The organism is Gordonia asplenii (assembly GCF_012933505.1).
In the GTDB taxonomy this organism is placed as follows: Bacteria; Actinomycetota; Actinomycetes; order Mycobacteriales; family Mycobacteriaceae; genus Gordonia; species Gordonia asplenii.
Genome location: NZ_JABBNB010000012.1, coordinates 41,154 through 63,561 on the forward strand (window position 1 = coordinate 41,154; position 22,408 = coordinate 63,561).

At 65.1% G+C, this 22,408-nt stretch carries 21 protein-coding genes; 14 read left to right on the forward strand and 7 right to left on the reverse strand.

Translation table 11 applies throughout. The features are described 5' to 3' along the window. The first annotated feature begins 273 nt into the window (after positions 1 to 273). Positions 274 to 816, forward strand: a complete 543-nt coding sequence (locus HH308_RS13155) for a dihydrofolate reductase family protein (protein WP_170194668.1) — start codon at positions 274 to 276, stop codon at positions 814 to 816. A gap of 201 nt (positions 817 to 1,017) precedes the next feature. On the opposite strand, the gene HH308_RS13160 is transcribed toward HH308_RS13155, so the two are convergent. After that, entirely contained in the window at positions 1,018 to 2,517 is a 1,500-nt protein-coding gene (locus HH308_RS13160) for an aldehyde dehydrogenase family protein (RefSeq protein WP_170194669.1), read from the reverse strand. A 238-nt stretch (positions 2,518 to 2,755) separates the two neighbouring features. Here HH308_RS13160 and HH308_RS13165 point away from each other — a divergent pair, with 238 nt between their 5' ends. Both HH308_RS13165 and HH308_RS13170 read left to right on the forward strand, forming a co-directional pair. Next, positions 2,756 to 3,223: a helix-turn-helix domain-containing protein gene (locus tag HH308_RS13165; protein ID WP_170194670.1), complete on the forward strand. Its 468-nt coding sequence runs from the start codon at positions 2,756 to 2,758 to the stop codon at positions 3,221 to 3,223. Continuing rightward, positions 3,220 to 3,663 (forward strand): VOC family protein, encoded by a 444-nt coding sequence (locus HH308_RS13170; protein ID WP_170194671.1) that lies wholly within the window; start codon positions 3,220 to 3,222, stop codon positions 3,661 to 3,663. The genes HH308_RS13165 and HH308_RS13170 overlap by 4 nt, the downstream gene beginning before the upstream one ends. 9 nt (positions 3,664 to 3,672) lie before the next feature. Here the strand turns inward: HH308_RS13170 and HH308_RS13175 are convergent, their stop codons facing one another. Then, complete coding sequence (locus HH308_RS13175; protein ID WP_170194672.1) at positions 3,673 to 4,125, reverse strand: DUF6194 family protein; 453 nt, start codon at positions 4,123 to 4,125, stop codon at positions 3,673 to 3,675. Between the two features lie 2 nt (positions 4,126 to 4,127). Here HH308_RS13175 and HH308_RS13180 point away from each other — a divergent pair, with 2 nt between their 5' ends. Next, a complete protein-coding gene (locus tag HH308_RS13180) occupies positions 4,128 to 4,892 on the forward strand; it encodes a MerR family transcriptional regulator (protein ID WP_170194673.1) in 765 nt (254 codons plus the stop codon). Positions 4,893 to 5,793: 901 nt separating this feature from the next. On the opposite strand, the gene HH308_RS13185 is transcribed toward HH308_RS13180, so the two are convergent. Together HH308_RS13185 and HH308_RS13190 are read right to left on the reverse strand one after the other, a co-directional pair. Beyond that, positions 5,794 to 7,410, reverse strand: coding sequence for a sigma-54-dependent Fis family transcriptional regulator (locus tag HH308_RS13185; protein WP_170194763.1), 1,617 nt, complete (start codon positions 7,408 to 7,410; stop codon positions 5,794 to 5,796). A gap of 43 nt (positions 7,411 to 7,453) precedes the next feature. Continuing rightward, positions 7,454 to 8,692 (reverse strand): MFS transporter, encoded by a 1,239-nt coding sequence (locus tag HH308_RS13190; protein WP_170194674.1) that lies wholly within the window; start codon positions 8,690 to 8,692, stop codon positions 7,454 to 7,456. An 86-nt stretch (positions 8,693 to 8,778) separates the two neighbouring features. Here HH308_RS13190 and HH308_RS13195 point away from each other — a divergent pair, with 86 nt between their 5' ends. The 7 genes from HH308_RS13195 to tuf all read left to right on the forward strand — a co-directional run bounded on the left by HH308_RS13195 (position 8,779) and on the right by tuf (position 15,864). Next, positions 8,779 to 9,459 carry a FadR/GntR family transcriptional regulator gene (locus HH308_RS13195; RefSeq protein ID WP_170194675.1) on the forward strand — a complete coding sequence of 227 codons (681 nt, stop codon included), beginning with the start codon at positions 8,779 to 8,781 and terminating at the stop codon, positions 9,457 to 9,459. A 29-nt stretch (positions 9,460 to 9,488) separates the two neighbouring features. Continuing rightward, positions 9,489 to 10,382 (forward strand): exodeoxyribonuclease III, encoded by an 894-nt coding sequence (locus HH308_RS13200; protein WP_170194676.1) that lies wholly within the window; start codon positions 9,489 to 9,491, stop codon positions 10,380 to 10,382. A gap of 127 nt (positions 10,383 to 10,509) precedes the next feature. Next, positions 10,510 to 11,091 (forward strand): DUF8020 domain-containing protein, encoded by a 582-nt coding sequence (locus tag HH308_RS13205; RefSeq protein ID WP_170194677.1) that lies wholly within the window; start codon positions 10,510 to 10,512, stop codon positions 11,089 to 11,091. 381 nt (positions 11,092 to 11,472) lie between these two features. Continuing rightward, positions 11,473 to 11,844, forward strand: a complete 372-nt coding sequence (gene rpsL, locus HH308_RS13210; RefSeq protein WP_170194678.1) for a 30S ribosomal protein S12 — start codon at positions 11,473 to 11,475, stop codon at positions 11,842 to 11,844. A 3-nt stretch (positions 11,845 to 11,847) separates the two neighbouring features. After that, positions 11,848 to 12,318 carry a 30S ribosomal protein S7 gene (rpsG, locus tag HH308_RS13215; protein WP_170194679.1) on the forward strand — a complete coding sequence of 157 codons (471 nt, stop codon included), beginning with the start codon at positions 11,848 to 11,850 and terminating at the stop codon, positions 12,316 to 12,318. A gap of 103 nt (positions 12,319 to 12,421) precedes the next feature. Then, the gene (gene fusA, locus HH308_RS13220; RefSeq protein WP_170194680.1) at positions 12,422 to 14,527 is read left to right on the forward strand and encodes an elongation factor G; all 2,106 of its coding nucleotides are present in this window, start codon (positions 12,422 to 12,424) and stop codon (positions 14,525 to 14,527) included. 146 nt (positions 14,528 to 14,673) lie between these two features. Further along, entirely contained in the window at positions 14,674 to 15,864 is a 1,191-nt protein-coding gene (gene tuf, locus HH308_RS13225; RefSeq protein ID WP_170194681.1) for an elongation factor Tu, read from the forward strand. 62 nt (positions 15,865 to 15,926) lie between these two features. On the opposite strand, the gene HH308_RS13230 is transcribed toward tuf, so the two are convergent. Both HH308_RS13230 and HH308_RS13235 read right to left on the reverse strand, forming a co-directional pair. Next, positions 15,927 to 16,691, reverse strand: coding sequence for an amino acid ABC transporter ATP-binding protein (locus HH308_RS13230; RefSeq protein WP_170194682.1), 765 nt, complete (start codon positions 16,689 to 16,691; stop codon positions 15,927 to 15,929). Next, positions 16,688 to 18,154: an ABC transporter permease subunit gene (locus HH308_RS13235; protein ID WP_170194683.1), complete on the reverse strand. Its 1,467-nt coding sequence runs from the start codon at positions 18,152 to 18,154 to the stop codon at positions 16,688 to 16,690. Before HH308_RS13235 ends, HH308_RS13230 begins: the two co-directional genes overlap by 4 nt. A 177-nt stretch (positions 18,155 to 18,331) precedes the next feature. Between HH308_RS13235 and HH308_RS13240 the strand changes: the two genes are divergently transcribed. The 3 genes from HH308_RS13240 to HH308_RS13250 all read left to right on the forward strand — a co-directional run bounded on the left by HH308_RS13240 (position 18,332) and on the right by HH308_RS13250 (position 21,217). Further along, on the forward strand, positions 18,332 to 19,048 hold the full coding sequence (locus HH308_RS13240; protein ID WP_170194684.1) for an O-methyltransferase: 717 nt from the start codon (positions 18,332 to 18,334) through the stop codon (positions 19,046 to 19,048). Between the two features lie 52 nt (positions 19,049 to 19,100). Next, on the forward strand, positions 19,101 to 20,036 hold the full coding sequence (locus HH308_RS13245; RefSeq protein WP_246284582.1) for an SHOCT domain-containing protein: 936 nt from the start codon (positions 19,101 to 19,103) through the stop codon (positions 20,034 to 20,036). Positions 20,037 to 20,236: 200 nt separating this feature from the next. Next, a complete protein-coding gene (locus HH308_RS13250; protein ID WP_170194685.1) occupies positions 20,237 to 21,217 on the forward strand; it encodes an alpha/beta hydrolase in 981 nt (326 codons plus the stop codon). 187 nt (positions 21,218 to 21,404) lie between these two features. Here the strand turns inward: HH308_RS13250 and HH308_RS13255 are convergent, their stop codons facing one another. Further along, positions 21,405 to 22,397 (reverse strand): EamA family transporter, encoded by a 993-nt coding sequence (locus HH308_RS13255; RefSeq protein WP_170194686.1) that lies wholly within the window; start codon positions 22,395 to 22,397, stop codon positions 21,405 to 21,407. Positions 22,398 to 22,408 lie beyond the last annotated feature (11 nt).

Sequence of the window (22,408 nt, forward strand, 5' to 3'; positions counted from 1 at the left end):
TCGACGATGGTGCAGATTGCATTCGGCCACGTCAGGCGTCGCGAGGGGAATGTCACCTCGGTCGGCGTCAGATTGCATTCGGCCACCTCACGCGTGCCGAGGGAAATGTCACCTCGGGCGGCAACCACACAGCAGATTGCAATCGACCTACCGGCCCGACGATCTCAGCGCATCCGACGGAATGCGTTTCGCCGACGGCCCGTCGGGTCGCGATGAGTTTCGGCGACGACGCCGGTCAGTACCGGTGATCAGCAGCCGTCGGAAGGAAACATCATGTCCCGCAAAGTCACCGCCCACCTCTTCAACTCGATCAACGGCGTCGTCGAATCGCCCGACCAATGGCAGTTCGACCGGTTCGGCGCCGAGGAGGGTGCGCTGATGGGCGCGTCCATCGCCGGGGTGACGGACGTCGTCATCGGCCGCAAACTGTGGGACGAGTGGTCGCAGTACTGGCCCGGCAACGACGATCCGTTCGCCGCGTTCATCAACCCGGTTCGCAAGCATGTCGTGTCGTCGACGCTGCGCGGAGAGCTGGACTGGAACAGCGTCGGCATCGACGGCGACCCGGTGGACTACGTGAAAGCCTTGCGCGACAACGGATCCGACGGCGACATTGCCGTCACCGGCGGCATCGACACGGTGCGGAGTCTGTTCCTCGGCGGGGTCGTCGACGCGCTTACGCTGACGACGCACCCGGTGGTCGGCGTCGGACGCCGGCTGTTCGACGAAACGGTACCCATCACACGCCTGAACCTCATCGATTCGACGGTGACGTCGTCGGGAAATGCGGTGCTCACGTACTCGTTACGCGACTGAGCACCGCGACGACGAGATGCCTCCGCATAGCGTGCGGGTAGAGCCCCGCGGATCCAGGGAGCGGGGGTCTCCTGGATCCGCGGGAGAATGGGGCCGTCGAGGCGCAGTGCCATCATTACCTCGACGGCTCACCCGGCGCGAGAAGGACGGCTGCCTTCGTCGTCGTTCTGTGCCAGTGAAATCGGTTGTGCGAGTGAGCGATTACAGTGCGATGTTGACCGACTTGACCTGTGTGTACAGATCGACGGCCGAGTTGCCGAGTTCGCGGCCCCAACCGGACTGCTTGAATCCGCCGAATGGCAGCGCCGTATCGAAGCCGTTGTACTGATTGACCCACACCGACCCCGCCTTCACGGCGCGCGCCGTGCGATGAGCCTTCGAGATGTCCTTGGTCCAAATGCCTGCTGCCAGACCGTAAATCGAGTTGTTGGCCGCCTTGGTGACGTCCTCTTCACCGTCGAAGGGAAGCGCCGCGACCACGGGACCGAAGATCTCCTCTTCGACGATGGAGAACTCCGGCCTCACGTCGACGAACACCGTCGGCTCGACGAAGAATCCCTCACTGCCCCAACGAGTTCCGCCGGTAAGTGCGCGAGCACCGTCGGCCAGGCCCTGCTGGATGTAGCTGTTCACGCGATCGAACTGCTCCTGCGAGACCAGCGGACCCAGTTCCGTCGCCGGGTCGAGGCCCGGTCCCATCTTCGCCTTCGACGCCGCGTCGGCGACGGCAGCGGTGAACTCCTCGAAAATCGGGCGCTCGACGAACAGTCGGGTGCCGGCGACGCAGCACTGGCCGTGGTTGAACATCCACGCGGCGACCGAACCGGCGACGGCCGATTCGATATCGGCGTCGGCGTAGACGATATTGGGGCTCTTGCCGCCCAATTCCAGCGACACCTTCTTCAAGTTGCCCTTCGCGGCGTCCACGATGAGCTTGCCGACCTCGGTCGACCCGGTGAACGCAACTTTGTCGACATCCAGGTGCGACGCCAACGCCGCGCCCGCGTCGCCGAAGCCGGGAACGATGTTCACCACACCCGGCGGGAAGCCGGCCTCCTCGAACAACTCACCGAGCATCAGAGCCGAAAGTGGTGTCTGCTCAGCAGGTTTCAGCACGACGGTATTACCGGCGGCCAACGCGGGAGCGATCTTCCAGGTCGCCATCAGGATCGGGAAGTTCCACGGCACGATCTGTCCGCAGACACCGACCGGTTCCCGCAGGGTGTACGCGTGGAACTGTCCACCCGGCGCAAACGGCATCGATACGTTGACGCTGTCGCCGTTGATCTTGGTCGCCAGTCCGGCGTTGTACCGGAACACATCCGCCGACCAGCCGACGTCGACTGCAGTCGCGATCGTGGCAGCCTTACCGTTGTCCAGCGCTTCCAGCTGGCCGAACACCTCAGCTCGCTCACTGAGCAGATCGCCGATCTTCCAGATCAGCCGCTCCCGCTCATTCGGCTTCATCCGTGCCCACGGGCCGTCCTCGAACGCGATCCGAGCAGCCCGCACCGCCTTGTCGATGTCCGCCGCCTCGCCGTGCGCGACGCCGGTGATGCGCTGCCCGTTCGACGGGTCATACGTATCGAAGGTACGGCCCGACTCGGCATCGACCCAGGCACCGCCGATCAACATCTTGCGATCGCGAGAAATGAAGTCACGTACAGCGGGAAGCAGAACCGCGTCGGCGGTAACAGTCATGATGCCCTCCAAGCAGGTCGATGGTTACTGACGAATGTGAGGTGGGCCACAATGTGGCTCACCTCATTTCTTCCATGCGTGGGTGGGCGCGCGCTGTACAGAATCTGAACAGTGTTGATCGCCTCGCCTGCGCGGCAAGACGGCGTCGCACCATCAGCCCCACTGGTGACGACGGATCGGTGATGGCAGTCGACGCACGTTGCTGATTCCGACGTCGCCCACCCGGCATAATCGACTCATGTCCACACGCGCGCCCGATGACGTCGTCGTGCATCTGCGACGCGCCCGCGACCATGCCGACCGACACTTCGAGGAACGGCTCACCCTCGAGCAGCTCGCGGCTGTCGCCGGGATCAGCAAGTATCACTTCCAGCGGTTGTTCACCGCGACGTATGGACTCTCACCGGCAGAGTATCTGTCGCAGCGGCGCGTCGAACGGGCTCAGGATCTGCTCCGCGCGACGAACCTCACCGTCACGGAAATCTGTGTGGCAGTGGGATTTTCGAGTCTAGGTTCGTTCAGTTCGCGGTTCCGCGACCTCGTCGGCGAGTCGCCGACGCAGTTCCGGCAACGCTACGCCGACGGTGCGCCGCGCATCCCAGGCTGCTACCTGTTCATGGCCGGACTCGCCGAACGCTACCCGCCGCGACCTCCGCAATCTGGGAGAAGCGCACCGCCCGACGCCCCTCCTACGCTTGAGCCATGATCACAAACATTTCGCTCATGTCCGTGTTCGTCAAAGATATCGACGACTCCAAGAAGTTCTACACCGAAATCCTCGGCTTCAAGGTCAAGGACGACCTCATGCTCGGCGAAGACTTCCGCTGGTGCACCGTCGTCCACCCTTCACAGCCGGAACTTCAGATTCACCTCACCACTCCCAGCAGGCCGCTCTCCGACGACCTCATCGCCGCCATGCAACGGGCCCAGAACGAGGGCGGCCTCCCCGGGCTGGGGCTCGCCGTCGACGATTGCCAAGCTACCTATGAAGAACTGTCCGCCAAGGGGGTCGAGTTCCTGCAGAAGCCCGAGCAGCGGCCCTACGGCGTCGAAGCCCTGATGCGCGACAACTCCGGCAACTGGATGGTGCTCGTCGAAGCCCGCGAATACACACCCGAAGACTTCGATGGGGCCGACTTGGGCTGACAGCCCGGGTCAGCCAGTTGTGCCCCGCGCCCGTGCGTGCGCCGTCGCCAACAATTCGCGAACGACGTCGGTGCTGTGCGCGGGATTGATCACCGACACCCACCCGGCGCGCGCGTACGTCGGGTGGGGAACCACCTCGTCAGCCGCGGCGAATGGCTGCGCGCTTTGGGCGGCCCGACTCGGCTCGACCCCGGTGCGGCGAGCGAATTCCGCCCGCCCCACGCCGATGTTCACTCGGAACGCTCCGTCGGCGTCGAGGTCCGACGTGGGTTCACCCGGATAGGCTTTCGTCACAATCGTCGCGAAAGGCTGACTGCGGGAACGGATCTCGCCATCGGGGCAGTAGTGAAAGAAGGTGTCGCCCCACGCGATCTCCGGGACGTCGGGGTCGTCGGAGGTGGGGCGCTGCGTGAGGACGCAGCCGAGTGACTCGGTGAACGCGATGATCTCATCTACTGTCATGGGTGAACTATGACATTGAAGTCCTCGTGGAGGGTTTAGCGACGATTACCGCAGGTGACGATGCGCAATCCCGACAATCGGTCCTCAGTACGAGTGAGGTGGCCGCCCACGCGGGCTGTTCGGTGCAGCACGTCCGTGACCTCGAAGCACGTGGTGTTCTGCCGCCGGTGAGACGGGCCGCCAACAACTATCGTCGCTACGACCGCACGCATGTGCTCAGCGTCCGCGCGTACCGTGGCTTCGCTGCGGGCGCGGGCTTCGGCACCGCGCGAGCGATCCTGCAGTCGATTCACGGCGGGGACGTCGCGGCGGCGCTCGCTATGCTCGACGCCGCTCATGCCGACGTCCACGCGGAGCGGGACAGGATTCTGCGTGCGCAGAGCGCGGCGGATTCGATTGCGGCAGAACCGATTATCGAGCCGTCACCGGATGATTCGATGACCATCGGGGAGCTCTCGCGGGCATTGGGACTGCCGACGTCGACGCTGCGCTTCTGGGAGAGTCAGCGACTGATCGACGCCGACCGGTCCGATGGCGCGCGGGTGTTCGGTCCCGCGCAGATTCGTGACGTCCGCATCGTCGCACAGCTGCGGGCTGCGGGATACGGCATAGGACTGCTACGAGAACTGTTGCCGCAGTTGACTTCTGGATCCTCGAATGAACTCGGTGAGATCCTCGATCGGCGGCGTCGGTGCGTGGATGCGCGGTCGCAGGCGCTGGTCGCCGGCGCGGCGTCTCTACACGCGTTGATCGCCGGCGTCGAGTGATAGGAGCGGGTGGGTTGGTCTTTTCGGGTCGCGGTGCCCCTCGTTACACCGAAGGCACTCGGGGAGCGGGGGGAAGCGTTCGTCGTGCGTCGTTTCGGCGCTCGGGGAGCGGGGGGGTGGGTTGGTTCGTTCGGGTCGCCGTGCCCCTCGTTACACCGAAGCTCGTTCCTCGCTTCGGCACTCGGGGAGCGGGGGAGGCGTTCGTCGTGCGTCGTTTCGGCGCTCGGGAGCGGGGGAAGCGCTTTTCGTGCGTCGCTTCGGCGCTCGGGGAGCGGGGGAAGCGCTTTTCGTTCCTCGCTTCGGTACTCGGGGAGCGGGGGGAGCGTTCGTCGTGCGTCGTTCGGCGCTCGGGGAGCGGGGGGGTGGGTTGGTTCGTTTGGGTCGCCGTGCCCCTGTAAGGAAGATGCCATGTCTGTAAGGAAGATGCCATGTCTCCGCAGTTCAGAGGTTTGACTGGACATGGCATCTTGCATTATCGCGTCCACCAGCGAAGCGGTGTCGAGGCTCGTTACACCGAAGCTCGTTCCTCGCTTCGGTACTCGGGGAGCGGGGGGAAGCGTTCGTCGTGCGCCGTTTCGGCACTCGGGAGCGGGGGTTGGGTTGGTTCGTTCGGGTCGCCGTGCCCCTCGTTACACCGAAGCTCGTTCCTCGCTTCGGCACTCGGGGAGCGGGGGAAGCGTTCGTCGTGCGTCGTTTCGGCGCTCGGGGAGCGGGGGAGGCGCTTTTCGTTCCTCGTTTCGGCGCTCGGGGAGCGGGGGAGGCGCTTTTCGTTCCTCGCTTCGGTACTCGGGGAGCGGGGGGAGCGTTCGTCGTTTCTCGCTTCGGTACTCGGGGAGCGGGGGAGCGCTTTTCGTTTCTCGCTTCGGTACTCGGGGAGCGGGGGAAGCTCGGGCAGCATTTGCTAGCTGCGGATACCCAGGGCCCTGATCCGGGCGTATAGCGTGGTGCGACTGACTCCGAGGGCCTTCGCGGCGTGCACCTTGTTGTGGTTCGCGGCGTCGAGCGCGTCTATGATCGCCTGCCGCTCGGCCTGCTCGCGCCCGGTGAGTCGCGACGCGCGGGTGACGGTGCGGTACTGCGCGGGCAGGTCGTCGACGTCGACGTGGCGGGCCGCGCGACCCAGGGTCGACGTCGCGGCGTGGTCGACGACGACCCGCAGCTCGCTGAGGTTGCCCGGCCACTCCGCCGACACCAGGGCGTCGGCGGCCTCGGTGGACAGGTCGAGGCGATCGTCGATGCCGGTCAACATCTGCTGGGCCAACGACACGATTTCGCCGGACCGCTGTCGAAGCGGCGGATGGTCGATCCGGGTGCGGCACACCGACATCAGTGCCGTCACGGTCGGCCGCGCGGTGGTGGGCGGTCCGGTCACGACGACGATCGGCGGACCGCTGCGCGCGGGCTGGGTGATCACCTTGTGCAGCAACTGAATCGAGCGGTCGTCGAGCATGTCGGCGTCGTCGACGACGAGGGGCTGGCCGAGTTCACGGGCCGCGGAGACCACCGCCGGGATGTCGATCCGTCTGCCGGTGATGAGACTCCCGGCGACATCGACGTAGAGGTGGTCGGTTCCGGTGTGCGCCAACGCCGTTGCCGACCGGCCGGTACCGGATTCACCGGTGATCGCTGTCGAATCGACCGAGGCGGGCGTCGTGGGGCCGATCGTCGTCGACGAGAATGTCAGTGGCGCGGGCGATTCCACCGGCCGTAGCCGGAAGAGCGCGGCGTCGCGCACGCCGGGAACGCGCTCGATGACCACTTCGGCGGTGCTGCCGGTGCTCAGGGTCAGCACGATGCGATCCGACGTCGTGGGCGCCTCCGCCGCGAGCATCCGCAGCGTCCCGAAGTCGGCGGGGCTGAGTAGTTGCGCGGCAAGGGAATTGGTGAGCTGCAGGTCGTCGCCGATCGCCGCGACGGCGATGTCGCGGCGCGGTGCCGCCCGGCCGAACGCGTCGATCAGGGCGCGTTGCTCCGCGCGGGAACGGTCGAGCAGCCGGTCCTGGATATCGGTGACCAGGCCGTTGATGAACGGCGCCGACAACGGGTTGGACCGCGGGCTGACTTCCGTCATGCAGATGGTGCCGACGAGTCGTCGGGTCGCCGGGTGCACGATCGGCTGACCGAAACAACTGAGGTTCTTGAACTGCTCCAGATAATGCTCAGCACCGTTGATGGTGATGCCGTCACGGGTCTCGGTCGGCGTGCCGAGCGCGGTGGTGCCCATCACCTCCTCGGCGAACATGGCGCCGGTCGTCGCGCCCAACCCGTCGAGGGCACGCTCGACGGCGATGCCGGACACGACCCGCGACACCAGCTGGCAATCGTGGTCGACGAGCAGAAGTGCGGTCGCGGTGTCGGCGAGTTCGTCGCCCGCCTTGCGCAGGATGGGCCGGGCGGCGTCGAGCAACGGATCGGCCGAGGCGATGTCGGCGATCACCGGCGTCGGCCGGGCGTCGGGCGACAGACCCCACATCTCCGATCGTCGCCATGACGCGGCGATTACCGTCCGTCGGGGCATTGCTTCGGACACCCAACCACCTCCACCTACACTGTGGCATAGGTCACCGCGCAGCAGCGAGGCCGTCCTCCAGATACCGCGGCTTGCATGCGACGTACGCGCCGCCGACGAGCACACAGGTAGTGGCCAGCAGGAATGCGAACGGTGCGGTCCAGCCGCCGGTCCAGGTGTGCAGAAGTCCGAAGAACACCGGTCCGGCGCACGCGAAAAGGTAACCGACGCCCTGCGTGAAACCCGACAGGGACGCCGATCCGGCGGAGGTTCGGGTACGCAGGTTGATCAGGGTCAACGCCATCGGAAACGTCGTCGGGCCCAAGCCGAGCAGTCCGACCCACAGTACGGTCCCGTGCATCGGTGCCCACAGCAGTCCGGCGAACCCGATGAGCAGACAGGTCACGAAGGCCAGCACCCAACCGAATGGATTGGCCCAGCGCGCCGTCAGCGTCGGCGCGAACAGCGTCGCGATGAAGCCGGTCGCCGAGAACAGCGCGACCATGGTGCCGCCGGTGGCCTCCGACGCTCCGGCGTCGGTCAGGATCCGCGGGATCCACGCGAACATCGAATACGTGGCCAGCGAGGTCATGCCGAACATCAGCGACATGCCCCACGCCAGCGGCGATCGCCAGACCGGCAGCGCGGGCTCGGTGGCCTCCGCCGTGTGATCGGCGACGTCGTGGCCGCGTCGAGCGCGAACCACCCACACCCATGGCATCAGCGCCAGCAGCGGCACGATCGCCCACACCGCCAGCGACGTCCGCCATCCGTGGGCGTCGGCGAGCGGGACCGTGACGGCCGCGGGAATGGCCGTACCGAGCTGCACACACGTGATGTAGGCGGTGCTCAGCATTGCCACACGGTCACCGAAATAGCGTTTGACCAGCGGCGGGATGATGATGTTTCCGATACCCATGCCGGCCAGCGCGAGCCCGGACAGCGCCAGCAGCGCCCAGGTGCTCGACACCGCCGAGCGGGCGCCGATGCCCAGGATGGTCGCGACTACGGCAACCAGCGTCAACCGTTCCAGACCGAAGCGGCGGCCCAACGCGGGGGAGACGATACCGGCCAGGCCGAACATCGCGGTGGGCATCATGCCGAACACGCCGATCATCGCGTCGCCGAAGCCGATCTCGCCCGAGATACGCGTCATCAACGGCGTCATCGAGGTGACCGCGGTACGCAGGCTGAGCGAGAAAATCAGAATGGCGATGAGTACGACCGCCCGGCCCGCGAACAGCGAACGCGTCGTCGTGACGTCCGACGTCGGCGCAGTGGCGGTGGACATCGTTTCTTTAGTCGCCGTAACCATTGATAAATCGTAGGATGAATGGCTGTATGGGCGCAACGTGATTAACTGCATAGGTGCAGACGGTGAAGAAACAGAGCCTCATTGCGCAGGTCACCGACCAGTTGCGCGCCGAGATCGCGGCGGGCCGCTGGAGCGTCGGCGACCGGATTCCGACCGAACCCGAACTCTGTGAGATGACCGGAACCGCCCGCAACACCGTCCGCGAGGCGGTTCAGTCGCTGGTGCACGCCGGACTGCTGGAACGACGCCAGGGGTCGGGGACCTACGTCATCGCGACCGACGAACAGGAAGTGCTGCTCGGTGAGTACTTCAGCGCGGCCCGGCGCCGCGACCTGATGGAGCTGCGCGAGGCGCTCGACGTCACCGCGGCGGTGCTGGCCGCCCGACGCCGCGACGACGCCGACGTCGCCTCTCTGCGTGAACTGCTGGACCGTCGCAATCGGCTGTGGCGGCGCGAGGGCGTCGACGATCCCGCCGAGCGCTCCGAACTGATCTCCGCCGACCTCGCGGTGCATCGTGCGATCGTCGTCGCCAGTCACAACCAGGTGTACCTCGCGTTCTACGACTCGCTGTTACCCGCGCTGCGCGCCTTCGTCGACGAGAGCGGCGTCGGGCCCGACGGTTCGTACGAGGCGGGCCACACCGATCTCGTATCAGCGGTGATCGCGGGCGACGACGCCGCGGCGGGCGAGGCCGCGCGCCGGTTGCTCCGGTGTCTCGCAGCGCACCCGGCCGCCGGGTAGCGGCGTCGTCGGCGACTACGGTTGTCGCCATGCGCATCGCCACCTGGAACGTGAATTCGGTGACGCCGCGGGTGCCCCGGCTGCTCCCCTGGCTCGACCAACGACAGCCCGACGTCGTGTGTCTGCAGGAGACCAAACTGTCCGCCGAAGCCTTCGGTGAACTACTCGGTGACGAATTGGCTTCGCGCGGTTACGAATTCGCGCACAACGGGCAGGGTCAGTGGAACGGCGTCGCGCTGCTGAGCAAGGTCGGGCTCGACGATGTGCGGCACGGACTGCTCGACGGCCCCGGCTACCCGCAGGCCGACGGCCCGCAGGAGGCGCGAGCGATCTCCGCGCTGTGCGGCAGCGGCGACGAGCAGGTGCGCGTCTATTCGATATATGTGCCGAACGGTCGGGAAGTGGAGTCCGACCACTATCACTACAAGCTCGCGTGGCTGGCGAAGTTGCGCGCCGACGTCGAACCGCACGTGGCGACGTCGCTGATCTGCGGCGACGTCAACATCGCGCCGACCGACGCCGACGTCTTCGACCCGGCGTCGTATGTGGGGCACACGCACGTGACCGCGCCCGAGCGCGAGGCGCTCGGCGCCATCGAGGCGCAGGGCATGGCCGACGTCGTGCGCAGGCGCTGGCCTGACCAGCGCGTCTTCAGCTACTGGGATTACCGCGCGGGCATGTTCCACAAAGACCTCGGGATGCGGATCGACCTGATTCTCGCGGGGGAGTCGGTGACACCGCGCGTTCGGGCGGCGTGGGTCGACCGGCAGTCGCGCAAGGGAACCAAGCCCAGTGATCATGCCGCCGTGGTCGTCGACCTCGACGTCGCACCCGACGGCGACGTCGGGCCGATGGTGCCTCCGCCGTCGAACCCGGCCCGACGTGGCGCAGGCAAGGTGAAGCTGCCACAGGCCGCGGACTGAGTCCGGTGGCGGTGCGCCAATCGGAGTCGATTGCGGCCCGCTGTCTCGTTTGCGTAATTTCTCGATCCTCATTGTGTTCGAATCGAACTGACAACGCAGAACCGCTGCGGTGTCGGAGGGAGGAATCATGAGGTTTGTGACGTCGACGCTGGGGGTCGTCGCGGCAGTTGCTGTCGCGTTGCTCGTCGTGCCCATGGGAACAGCCGGAGCGGCACCGCTTCGGTCGGTCGCCACACCGGGTGCGACGGTGGCGGTGGCCGCGGACGGGGGGAGTTTCACCGTCACCCTGCGAGACGGGAGGTTTGTGCCGAGCCCGGCGTCGAATGAGGTGAAGGTCGTCGACTCGCGGGGCAAGCTGGTCGAGACGGTGCCGCTTGCGCCGGTGTCGCAGGGCAAGGTCGTGCGGATCGGTTCGGTGTTGTCGGCCGATCACAAGACCGCGACGTTCAGTTCGTCCGCCCGGCAGGTGGCCGCCAAGACGCCGGTCGCCAAGCGGATGACCAAGGATCAGGCGTACATGAAGATGATGTACCAGCTCAACAAGGACTGGCCGTGCGCGGCGCCGTACATCATCGGCGGGCTGATCATCGGCTTCTTCTTCATCGTCGGCTGGATCATCGGCGGACTGATCGGGGCGTACATCGGTTACACCACCTGCAATCACGGGGCGGCGTGGAATGCGGCCGTCAACTGGTGGAATACGCCCTAGGGTGACGCGTGGTTGGCCGGGCGTTCACGTCGTGTTCGCCCTGCCAGGCACGGATTTTGACCTGTGCATTGAGGGTCGGTAGAGTGGTTCGGCGGTGCCTGGCTTTTGCCGGGCCAGTCTGCATGCTTTTCGCAAGGTTTGGAATCAGTGCGATTCCCAATCTAGATGAGACCGGCATGCAACAGACTGACCTGCGCTACCGGCGTTGGGCGTGCGACACGCCCGACCCCGGGGGAGCAATAGATGTACTGACCAGGGCGAAAGCCGTGGTGGGGCGAGTTGTAGAGGTAGCCGAAAACACCGTTTTGGTGCGCGTCGACTATTTGCCCGGAGCAACAACTGCAACACCTGAGAAGTTCGAACCGAGGAAGAAAGAACTCAGTGCCAACAATTAACCAGCTAGTCCGTAAGGGCCGTCAGGACAAGGCGTCGATCAAGAAGACCGCCGCCCTGAAAGGCAGCCCCCAGCGTCGTGGAGTGTGCACCCGCGTGTACACCACCACCCCGAAGAAGCCGAACTCCGCTCTGCGCAAGGTCGCCCGTGTGCGCCTGACCAGTGGCGTCGAGGTCACCGCCTACATCCCGGGTGAGGGTCACAACCTGCAGGAGCACTCGATGGTGCTCGTGCGCGGTGGTCGTGTGAAGGACCTCCCCGGTGTTCGTTACCGCATCATCCGCGGCTCGCTCGACACCCAGGGTGTCAAGGACCGCAAGCAGGCTCGCAGCCGCTACGGCGCCAAGAAGGGGAACTAAGTCATGCCACGTAAAGGACCCGCTCCCAAGCGCCCGCTGATCAACGACCCGGTCTACGGTTCGCCGCTGGTCACCCAGCTCGTCAACAAGATCCTGCTCGACGGCAAGAAGTCGACCGCAGAGCGCATCGTGTACCAGGCTCTCGAGCAGGCGCGCGAGAAGACCGGCACCGATCCTGTGCTGACCCTCAAGAAGGCGCTGGACAACGTCAAGCCCACCCTCGAGGTCAAGAGCCGCCGCGTCGGTGGCGCCACCTACCAGGTGCCGATTGAGGTCAAGCCGGGCCGTGCGAACACCCTCGCACTGCGTTGGTTGGTCACGTTCAGCCGTCAGCGTCGTGAGAAGACCATGACCGAGCGCCTGGCCAACGAGCTGCTCGACGCCAGCAACGGCCTCGGTGCATCGGTCAAGCGTCGTGAAGACACGCACAAGATGGCCGAAGCCAACCGTGCGTTCGCCCACTACCGCTGGTGACGCGAGACTTGTTTTCGCGTTGCGGCGGAGCCGCGATGTTAGAAAAGACAGCCTTTAGTCTTCCTCGGATCGTCAGATCCGGAATCTTCCCGAAGGGAATTTGATGGCACAGGAAGTGCTCAGCGACCTCAACAAGGTTCGCAACATCGGCATCATGGCGCACATCGATGCCGGCAAGACCACCACGACCGAGCGAATTCTGTTCTACACCGGTGTGAACTACAAGATCGGTGAAACCCACGACGGTGCATCCACCACCGACTGGATGGAGCAGGAGAAAGAGCGCGGCATCACCATCACCTCCGCCGCGGTGACCTGTTTCTGGAACAAGAACCAGATCAACATCATCGACACCCCCGGTCACGTCGACTTCACCGTCGAGGTGGAGCGCAGCCTCCGCGTCCTCGACGGCGCTGTTGCCGTGTTCGACGGCAAAGAGGGCGTCGAGCCGCAGTCCGAGCAGGTGTGGCGGCAGGCCGAGAAGTACGAAGTTCCCCGTATCTGCTTCGTCAACAAGATGGACAAGCTCGGCGCGGACTTCTACTTCACCGTCCAGACCATCAAGGACCGCCTCGGCGCCAAGCCGTTGGTTCTGCAGCTGCCGATCGGTGCCGAGGACAACTTCGACGGCATCGTCGACCTGGTCGAGATGAACGCCAAGGTCTGGCGGGGCGACACCAAGATGGGTGCCGCCTACGAGACCGAGGAGATCCCGGCCGATCTCGCCGATCGCGCCGCGGAATACCGCGAGCAGCTCCTGGAGACCGTCGCCGAGAGCGACGAAGCACTCATGGAGAAGTACTTCGGTGGCGAAGAACTCACCATCGAAGAGATCAAGGCCGCGATCCGCAAGCTCACCGTGACCCGCGAGCTGTACCCGGTGCTGTGCGGTTCGGCGTTCAAGAACAAGGGCGTGCAGCCCATGCTCGACGCCGTGATCGACTACCTGCCCTCGCCGCTCGACGTCCCCTCGGTCGAGGGCCACGCCGTCGGCAACGAGGAGGAGATCCTCTCCCGCAAGCCTGCGGCCGACGAGCCGTTCTCGGCGCTCGCCTTCAAGATCGCGGCTCACCCGTTCTTCGGCAAGCTGACCTTCGTGCGCGTCTACTCGGGCCACATCACTGCGGGCACCCAGGTGCTCAACGCGACCAAGGGCAAGAAAGAGCGCATCGGCAAGCTCTTCCAGATGCATGCCAACAAGGAAATGCCGGTCGAGGATGCCACCGCCGGCCACATCTACGCGATGATCGGCCTGAAGGACACCACCACCGGTGACACCCTGTGCGACTCGTCGGCGCCGATCGTCCTGGAGTCGATGAGCTTCCCGGATCCGGTCATCAACGTCTCCATCGAGCCGAAGACCAAGTCGGACCAGGAGAAGCTGGGCACCGCGATCCAGAAGCTCGCCGAAGAGGATCCGACCTTCTCGGTCAAGCTCGACGACGAGACCGGCCAGACCGTCATCGGCGGTATGGGCGAGCTCCACCTCGACATCCTCGTCGACCGCATGAAGCGTGAGTTCAAGGTCGAGGCCAACGTCGGCAAGCCGCAGGTGGCCTACCGTGAGACCATCCGCAAGACGGTGGACAAGCACGAGTACACCCACAAGAAGCAGACCGGTGGTTCGGGTCAGTTCGCCAAGGTCATCATCAAGCTGGAGCCCCTCGTGGACGCCGAAGATGGAGCGACCTACGAATTCGACAATGCCGTCACCGGCGGTCGCGTCCCGCGTGAGTACATCCCTTCGGTGGATGCCGGCGCCCAGGATGCGATGCAGTACGGCGTGCTCGCCGGCTACCCGCTGGTCAACTTGAAGGTCACCCTGCTCGACGGTCAGTACCACGACGTCGACTCGTCGGAAATGGCCTTCAAGATCGCCGGTTCGCAGGCCCTCAAGGAGGCCGCGAAGATGGCCAGCCCGGTTATCCTCGAACCGATCATGGCCGTTGAGGTCACGACTCCCGAGGATTACATGGGTGACGTGATCGGCGACCTGAACTCCCGCCGTGGCCAGATCCAGGCCATGGAGGAGCGCAGTGGTGCACGTGTCGTCAAGGCACAGGTGCCGCTGTCGGAGATGTTCGGCTATATCGGCGACCTTCGGTCGAAGACCCAGGGCCGGGCAAACTACTCCATGGTCTTCGATTCGTACGCCGAGGTTCCGGCGAACGTGTCGAAGGAAATCATCGCAAAGGCGACGGGCGAATAGTTTCGTCCGGATGCGGTACCGTGCGCTGCGCGAGCGGTACCGCATGACACCGCCTGCGGGTCAGCGCCTCGGCGCACAAGCAAGTCAGATAATCACCCAACTGCCGGGAACCACTCGGCAGGGATAACAGTCCAGGAGGACATCAAGTGGGCAAGGCGAAGTTCGAGCGGACCAAGCCGCACGTGAACATCGGCACCATCGGTCACGTCGACCACGGCAAGACCACCCTCACCGCGGCAATCACCAAGGTGCTCGCCGACAAGTACCCGAATCTCAACGAGAGCTTCGCGTTCGACCAGATCGACAAGGCTCCTGAGGAGAAGGCTCGTGGTATCACGATCAACATCTCCCACGTCGAGTACCAGACCGAGAAGCGCCACTACGCGCACGTCGACGCTCCGGGTCACGCTGACTACATCAAGAACATGATCACCGGTGCTGCCCAGATGGACGGCGCGATCCTCGTGGTCGCCGCCACCGACGGCCCGATGCCGCAGACCCGCGAGCACGTGCTGCTGGCCCGCCAGGTGGGTGTGCCTTACATCCTCGTCGCGCTGAACAAGGCCGACATGGTCGACGACGAGGAAATCCTCGAGCTCGTCGAGATGGAGGTCCGCGAACTGTTGGCCGGCCAGGAGTTCGACGAGGACGCACCGGTCGTCAAGGTCTCGGCGCTCAAGGCGCTCGAGGGTGACGCCGAGTGGGTCAAGTCCGTCGAGGAACTGATGGCAGCTGTCGACGAGTCGATTCCGGACCCGGTCCGCGAGACCGACAAGCCGTTCCTGATGCCCGTCGAGGACGTCTTCACCATCACCGGTCGTGGCACCGTCGTCACCGGTCGTGTGGAGCGCGGCGAGATCAACGTCAACGCCGAGGTCGAGATCGTCGGTATCCGCGAGAAGTCGCAGAAGACCACCGTCACCGGCATCGAGATGTTCCACAAGCTCCTCGACTCGGCTCAGGCGGGCGACAACGCCGGTCTGCTGCTTCGTGGTCTGAAGCGTGAGGACGTCGAGCGCGGCCAGGTCATCGTGAAGCCGGGTACCACCACCCCGCACACCGAGTTCGAGGGCCAGGCGTACATCCTGTCGAAGGACGAGGGCGGCCGCCACACCCCGTTCTTCAACAACTACCGTCCGCAGTTCTACTTCCGTACCACCGACGTGACCGGCGTCGTGACCCTTCCCGAGGGCACCGAAATGGTCATGCCGGGCGACAACACCGAGATGAGCGTCAAGCTGATCCAGCCGGTCGCCATGGACGAGGGCCTGCGCTTCGCTATCCGCGAGGGTGGCCGCACCGTCGGTGCCGGCCGCGTCACCAAGATCATCGCCTGATCTTCGTTGAGCGCTGAAGGCGCCCAGCCGCGAAAGCGGTTGGGCGCCTTTTGTTTTGCGGCCTAGAGGGGATTCAGTATGCGCTCCAGGAATTGTCGTGTGCGTTCTTCCTTGGGGTCGTCGATCACCTCGGCGGGTGTGCCGCGTTCCAGAATGACGCCCCGATCGGTGAACAGCACCTGATCCGACACCTGCCTGGCGAACTGGATCTCGTGTGTCACGATGATCAGTGTCCAGCCCTCGACCGCGAGATCGCGGATGACCGACAGCACTTCGCCGACGAGTTCGGGATCCAACGCCGACGTCGGCTCGTCGAACAGCACGACCTTGGGCTGCAACGCGAGTGCGCGGGCGATGCCGACGCGCTGCTGCTGTCCGCCGGAGAGCTGACTCGGATACTGATCGTGCTTGTCGGCCAGCCCGACGCGGCCGAGCAGTTCGACGGCTTCGGCCCGCACCTGATCGGCGGGGCGTCGTTGCACGATCAGCGGCCCCTCGGTGACGTTCTCCAGCACGGTCTTGTGCGGAAACAGGTTGTGCGACTGGAACACCATCCCGCTCTGCGCACGGTAGTCGCGCAACTGGTCGCGGGGCACCTTGCCGCTGAAGTCCGCCTCGACGTCGCCGATCCGCACGACGCCGGCGTCGGGGATGTCGAGGGCGTTGAGCGATCGCAGCAGCGTCGTCTTGCCCGACCCCGACGGTCCGATGATCGTCGTCGCCGTGCCCCGTGGCACGGTGAATGAGATGCCTTTGAGAACGGTGTTGTCGCCGAATGACTTTCGGATGTCTCGCGCGTCGATGCGGTTGTCCGGTGCTGACGTCATAGCGCCACATGCCTTTCCAGTCGGGTCTCGAGTCTGCCCTGCGCGAAGGACAGCACCAGGCACACCACCCAGTAGTACGCCGCGGCCGTCGCGTAGAGGGCGAAGAACTCGTAGGTCGGTGCGGCCGCGATCTGGGCTGTCCGCAGCAGTTCGGTGACCAGGATCGTCGACGCCAACGAGGTGTCTTTCACCAGCGAGATCAACGTGTTGGACAGCGGCGGCACCGCGACCCGTGCGGCCTGCGGCAAGATGATTCGACGCAGGGTGGTCGCGTAGGACATGCCGATCGTCTCGGCGGCTTCCCATTGTCCCTTGGGGATCGAGGTGATCGCCGATCGAATGATCTCGGCACCGTATCCACCGACGTTGAGGCTGAACGCGATCACCGCGGCCGGGAAGGGGCTGATCTTGATCCCGATTTCGGGCAGCGCGAAGAACACGATGAACAACTGCACCAGCAGCGGGGTGCCGCGGATGATCGAGATGTAGAACCGGGTGACCGCCTGGGGGATGCGGTTGCGCGACATGCGGCCCAGTGCCACGACGAGTGAGATGACGAGTCCGATGATGAAGCTGATGATCGTCAGCGGGATCGTCATCGTGAGCGTGGCTTTGGCCAGCGGCCACAGATTGTCGGAGATGAGCTGCCAGGTCGACGGCGGCTCGGCTTTGGTGGTCTGCGGCGAGCCGGAGGCATCGGCCTTCAAGTATTTGTTGGAGATGCGGGTCAGGGTGCCGTCGGCGCTCAGTTGGTCGAGGGCGTGGTTGATGTCGGGCATCAGTCCGCTGTCTTTGCGGGCCGCGAATCCCTGCTCGGTCTTCTGACCGGTGCGGGCGGCGATCTTGACCGAGGTGTCGCCGGTCTCGGCGAGGTAGGCGTAGACGGCGATACTGTCGTTCACTACGACGTCGATGCGGCCCTGGTTGAGCAGCTTGATCGCCTGAGTGAAGTCGTTGACGCCGACCACCGTGGCGCCGTGCGCCTTGGCGACCTCACCCCATTCGCTCGTCACGTTCTGCCCGGCGGTTCGCCCGCGGATGTCGTCGAGGGAATGGACCGAGTTGTCGTCGGCGCGAGTGACGATGACGCCCTCGCTGACCGAATACGGTTGCGAGAGGTCGTACTTCGCCTGTCGCTCCGGGGTGATCGTCACCTGATTGGCGACGACGTCGAAGCGGTCGGCCTGCAGGGCCGCGAACATCGAATCCCATGGTGTCTCAACGAATTCGACCTTGCGGCCCAGCTTCTCGCCGACGGCTCGCGCGACGTCGACGTCGTAACCCTGGAGTTGGTTGGTCGCCGGATCGTGGTAGCTGAACGGTGCGTAGACCCCCTCGGTGCCCACTCGCAGGACCTTGGAGTCCGAGCCGCCGGAGTCGGAGCCGCCAGAACAGGCGACCAGCGATGCGAGGGCGAGGACCGCGAAAAGGATGAGCGGTATCCGCCGGAAGCGATGGGTCATCGCCCGAACTTAGCAACGCGGAGTGCGGGGGTGAAGAGTTATCTCGACCGCTGATTGCATCTCGTGATTAAGGGTAACCTAATACCGGATGGACGTCGGGTCGACCGCACGCCCGTCCCGCGGTGTCCACATCAACCGGTAGACCGAGCCTGCACACTCGCCGAGGAGTACCTCACCATGACCGACACGGCCAAGTTCGCCGACTCGCCGCTCGATCCACGCGCACGCGCCGTCGCCGACGAGCTGCATGCCCGTAGCCGTCGACAGATAGCGCGCGGCGCCCTACCGATGCTCGGCAAGATGATTCGAACGAGAGTCCGCGACGGGAGCTGGGACCCGACGGAGACCGACGACGGCAAGCGGTGGCTTGCCGACAAGCTCGTCGCGCTGGATCCTTCGAAAGCCGCGCTGTGCTATCTGCTGTGCCGTTCCCTCGGCGCGCGGCGTGTCGTCGAGGCGGGAACTTCGTTCGGCGTCTCCACGATCTATCTGGCGTCCGCGATTCGAGACAACCTCGCGGCGTCCGGCGGCAGCGGCGAAGTCATCGGAACCGAGCACGAACCGGCGAAAGTGGCCGCGGCTCGGCAGAACCTCGACTCAGCCGGACTCGGTGAGTTCGTCGACATCCGCGAGGGAGACCTGCGCGAAACTCTGCTCGCCCTAGACGAGCCGGTGGACTTCATGCTCATCGACATCTGGATACCGATGGCGCTGCCCGCCCTGGAGGTGGTTGCCGACCGGCTACGACCGGGCGCTCTCGTCGTGTGCGACAACGTCGTCAGCGGACGACGGGAATACCGCGACTACCTTCGGTATGTGCGAGATCCGCACGGTCTGTTTCAGTCGGTGACCGTACCCGGCCAGGGCGGCCTCGAAATCTCGATGCGACGTTAGAGCGGCGTCGACACGTGATCGGTAGGGCCCACGCGGTCATAGCCTTCAACGCATGACAACAATGTTCGGCGAGACCGGCGCCAAGGCAACCGGCAAAAGTGGTGGCAGTGGGTTCATCGGCTCGTTCGTCAAGAGCCTCGCGTTCGTGATGGTCTGCGGAATCGTCGGGCCGATCTTCCTGGTGATGTATTTCGTCATCGACGAGCCGTTCATCGAGTGGATGTTCTGGACCGGATTGGGGGTCACGATCCTCAACGTGGTGATCGCGTTCTTCATCGCCCGCGCTTCGGCGCGGTTCAAGGCGAAGATGGCGCGGATGCAGGTGTCGGGTCACATGGCGCTCGCCGACATCACCTCGCTCGCTCAGACCAACGTGGAAATCAACGATCAGCCGGTCATGAAGCTGGGCTTGCGTATCCACGGCGACGACGTCGGGACCTTCGACGTCGAGATCCGCAAGACCGTGCCGATCGTCGCACAGGCGATGCTGCATCGGCGGGTCCTGGCGGTGCTGGTCGACCCGGCCACCAAAGAGTTCGAGATCGATTGGCAGGCGACGGGAATGGTGACCGGGTCGGTGCCGGCCCAGTTCACGTCGACCGAGGACGGCCGGACCTACGATCTGACCGGGCAGCCCGAGCCGCTCATCCGCATTCTCGAAGTCCTCCGCAAGTACGGCGTCGCCAACAGTGGAACCATCGACCTGCGCGCCAATCCGCACGCGCGTGCGGAAGTGATGGGCATTGTGCGGCGCTACAGTGGCGGAGCGCCGGGACCGGTGTCGCCCTACGGCGCCCAATTCGGGACCCAGCAGTACGGGACTCCGGCTCCGGCTGGAAGTCCTTCCGGCGCAGCGTCGTTGATCAAGCCGGGCACGCCCAAGTCGCTGACCGACCGCCTCAACGAGCTCGACGCGCTGTTCTCCTCGGGCCGGATCGACGCCGCCGAGTATCAGCAGGCACGTCAACGAGTGCTCGGCGAATTCTGACGCACCGTCGACGACGCGTGACTGGCCCGGCCGGAAATCACCGGCCGGGCGTCCTTGGTTAGTAGTGAATCGACGTCGTCCCATTGATCTCATACATCACTTCAGTCACAATAGCCACTTTGGTAACCGGGTGGTATCGAAGCGATTCTCGTTGCGACACAAGCCTTGTACGCCGCGCAGCGGCCGAATAGGTTTCGTTCGTGCTCAGTCATTACCCCTCGCCGCTGCGCGCGCGGCGCCGCCGCTTGCTCGGCATCATCATCGCAGGTCTCGTTATCATTCTGTCCGCGGTGACCATCAGCGTCGCAGGAACCGGAACCGGCGACGCCGCCGTTCGGCAACGCTTCTGGGTCAATGGCTGCGGCATGCCCACCAGCCCCGTCGACATGTGGACCCGCGGCGGCAACTACAAGACGGTGATCGCACTCGACGGCATGCGCGCAACCGACGACATGAGCGGATGGCGCCACAACACCCGTATTCAGAACCTGGCCAACCACGGCGTGAATGTCATCGAGCCGGTCGGCGGTATGGGCAGTTTCTATACGAACTGGGACTCGCGCAGCAAGCTCAACAAGATCAAGTATCGCTACATGTGGACCTGTCGACTCGACACGATCGTCCGCGAACTCGACGCCCGCGGCCTCGCCGTCGGCAAATGGGGAAAGTACGCGATCATGGGAATCTCCATGGGCGGCAACTCCGCACTCATCTACGCGGTGAACCACCGCAAGCGATTCTCGCACGCGTTCTCGATGTCGGGATACCTGAACCTGTCCGCGCCGACGATGCGGGAAGGCATCCGGGCCGCACTCGTCGACGTCGGCGTCGAAGCGGGAGTGGGTCCGTTCGACGCCGATGCGATGTGGGGGCCGCCGTGGAGCACGCGCTGGCTCGACAATGATCCGTTCATCCAGGCACCGCGAATGAAGGGCATGAAACTGCGGATCGGCGCTTCCACCGGCATCTGGGGCGCGCACGACCGTCAGCCGGTCGCCGCGGTCAAGGGGACTCCGCTGGAATTGCTCGCCCTCGCTCAAACACGCGCCTTCGAGGTGTCCGCACTGCGCTCCGGTGTCGCAGTCTCCAGTGACTATCCCGCACAGGGAACTCATGACTGGGGTTACTGGAACGACATGGTCTGGCGCGCCAAGAACAGCGGCTGGTTCCGCGACCGTTAGATCGGAACCGGCCGCCGGCCGGGGAAGACGCACAGATACCGGGTTCTGACGCGAAAAGTCAACCACCCGTGGCTCATTCGACGACGAGCCCGGTATCTGAGCGTGGCCGGAGAGTGGAAATGCACTGTCGCTGCGAGCGGCGGTGCATTTCGTCGTCGTGGTGACGGATCAGGTTGCCGAGTGGAATCTATTGCCGCACAGTCGCTTCCGGGGCCATCGGCAACGGGTCGGCGACGACTTCGTCGGCCACCGCGGGCTCGCCGAGCTTCACGACGATCACACCGGCGAGAATCAGTGCGCCGCCGAGCAATTGGACGACAGTCGGGATCTCGCCGAGGAGCAGCCAGGCGAACACGATCGCGGCGATCACTTCCGACAACGCCACAAACGAGGCCAGCCGGGAACCGAGCCGGCGCGCTGCCGCGATGCCCGTCACGTACGACACGGCCGCGGTGATCACTCCCAGGCTCAGAACCGCCGCCCACCACGGCACCTGCCCGCCGGCAAGCGTCACCGCTTCGGTGCTGGCTGTCATCGGCAGCACGCCGACTGCCCCCAGCAGGGCCAGTCCGATTGCGCCGGCGGCGAGTCCTCCGCCCGCCAGGGTCACCGCGGGTATCGAGATCTTCATGCTCCCCGACATGATGAAGTAACTCGCCGCGCCCACCGTCGCGCCCAGCGCCCACGCGACGCCCACGGCGTCGAGGCGCACTCCACCGAAGATCTGCAGCACCAACGCCAGGCCCGCCGCCGCGACGATCGTTCCGACGCACGTACGCCACGTGGGTCGCTGTCCATGGCGCAGCCACATCCACCCCACGACCACCACCGGTGCGAGATATTCGATCAGCAATGCGACCCCGACCTGCAATGAGCCGACGGCGTAGAAGTAGCACAGCTGCGGCAGCGCGACGGCGAGCGCGCCGTACGCGGCGATCACGCCGAGCGTCGTCGGGCGCAGGAGTTCATGCATGCGGCCCCGCATCCCGACGAGGCACATCGGTGCCAGGATCAGCGCGCTGATGGCGATCCGGACCGTCACCGCGGCGCCTGCCGACCACCCGGCGTCGAGCAGCGACCGGGCGATCGGGCCCGACAGTCCGAACGACGACGCCGAGATCATTGCGAAGATCAATCCGGCCCGCATGCGCCCGATGGTGTCATTGGTCAAACTCGTCATGGTCATTACGC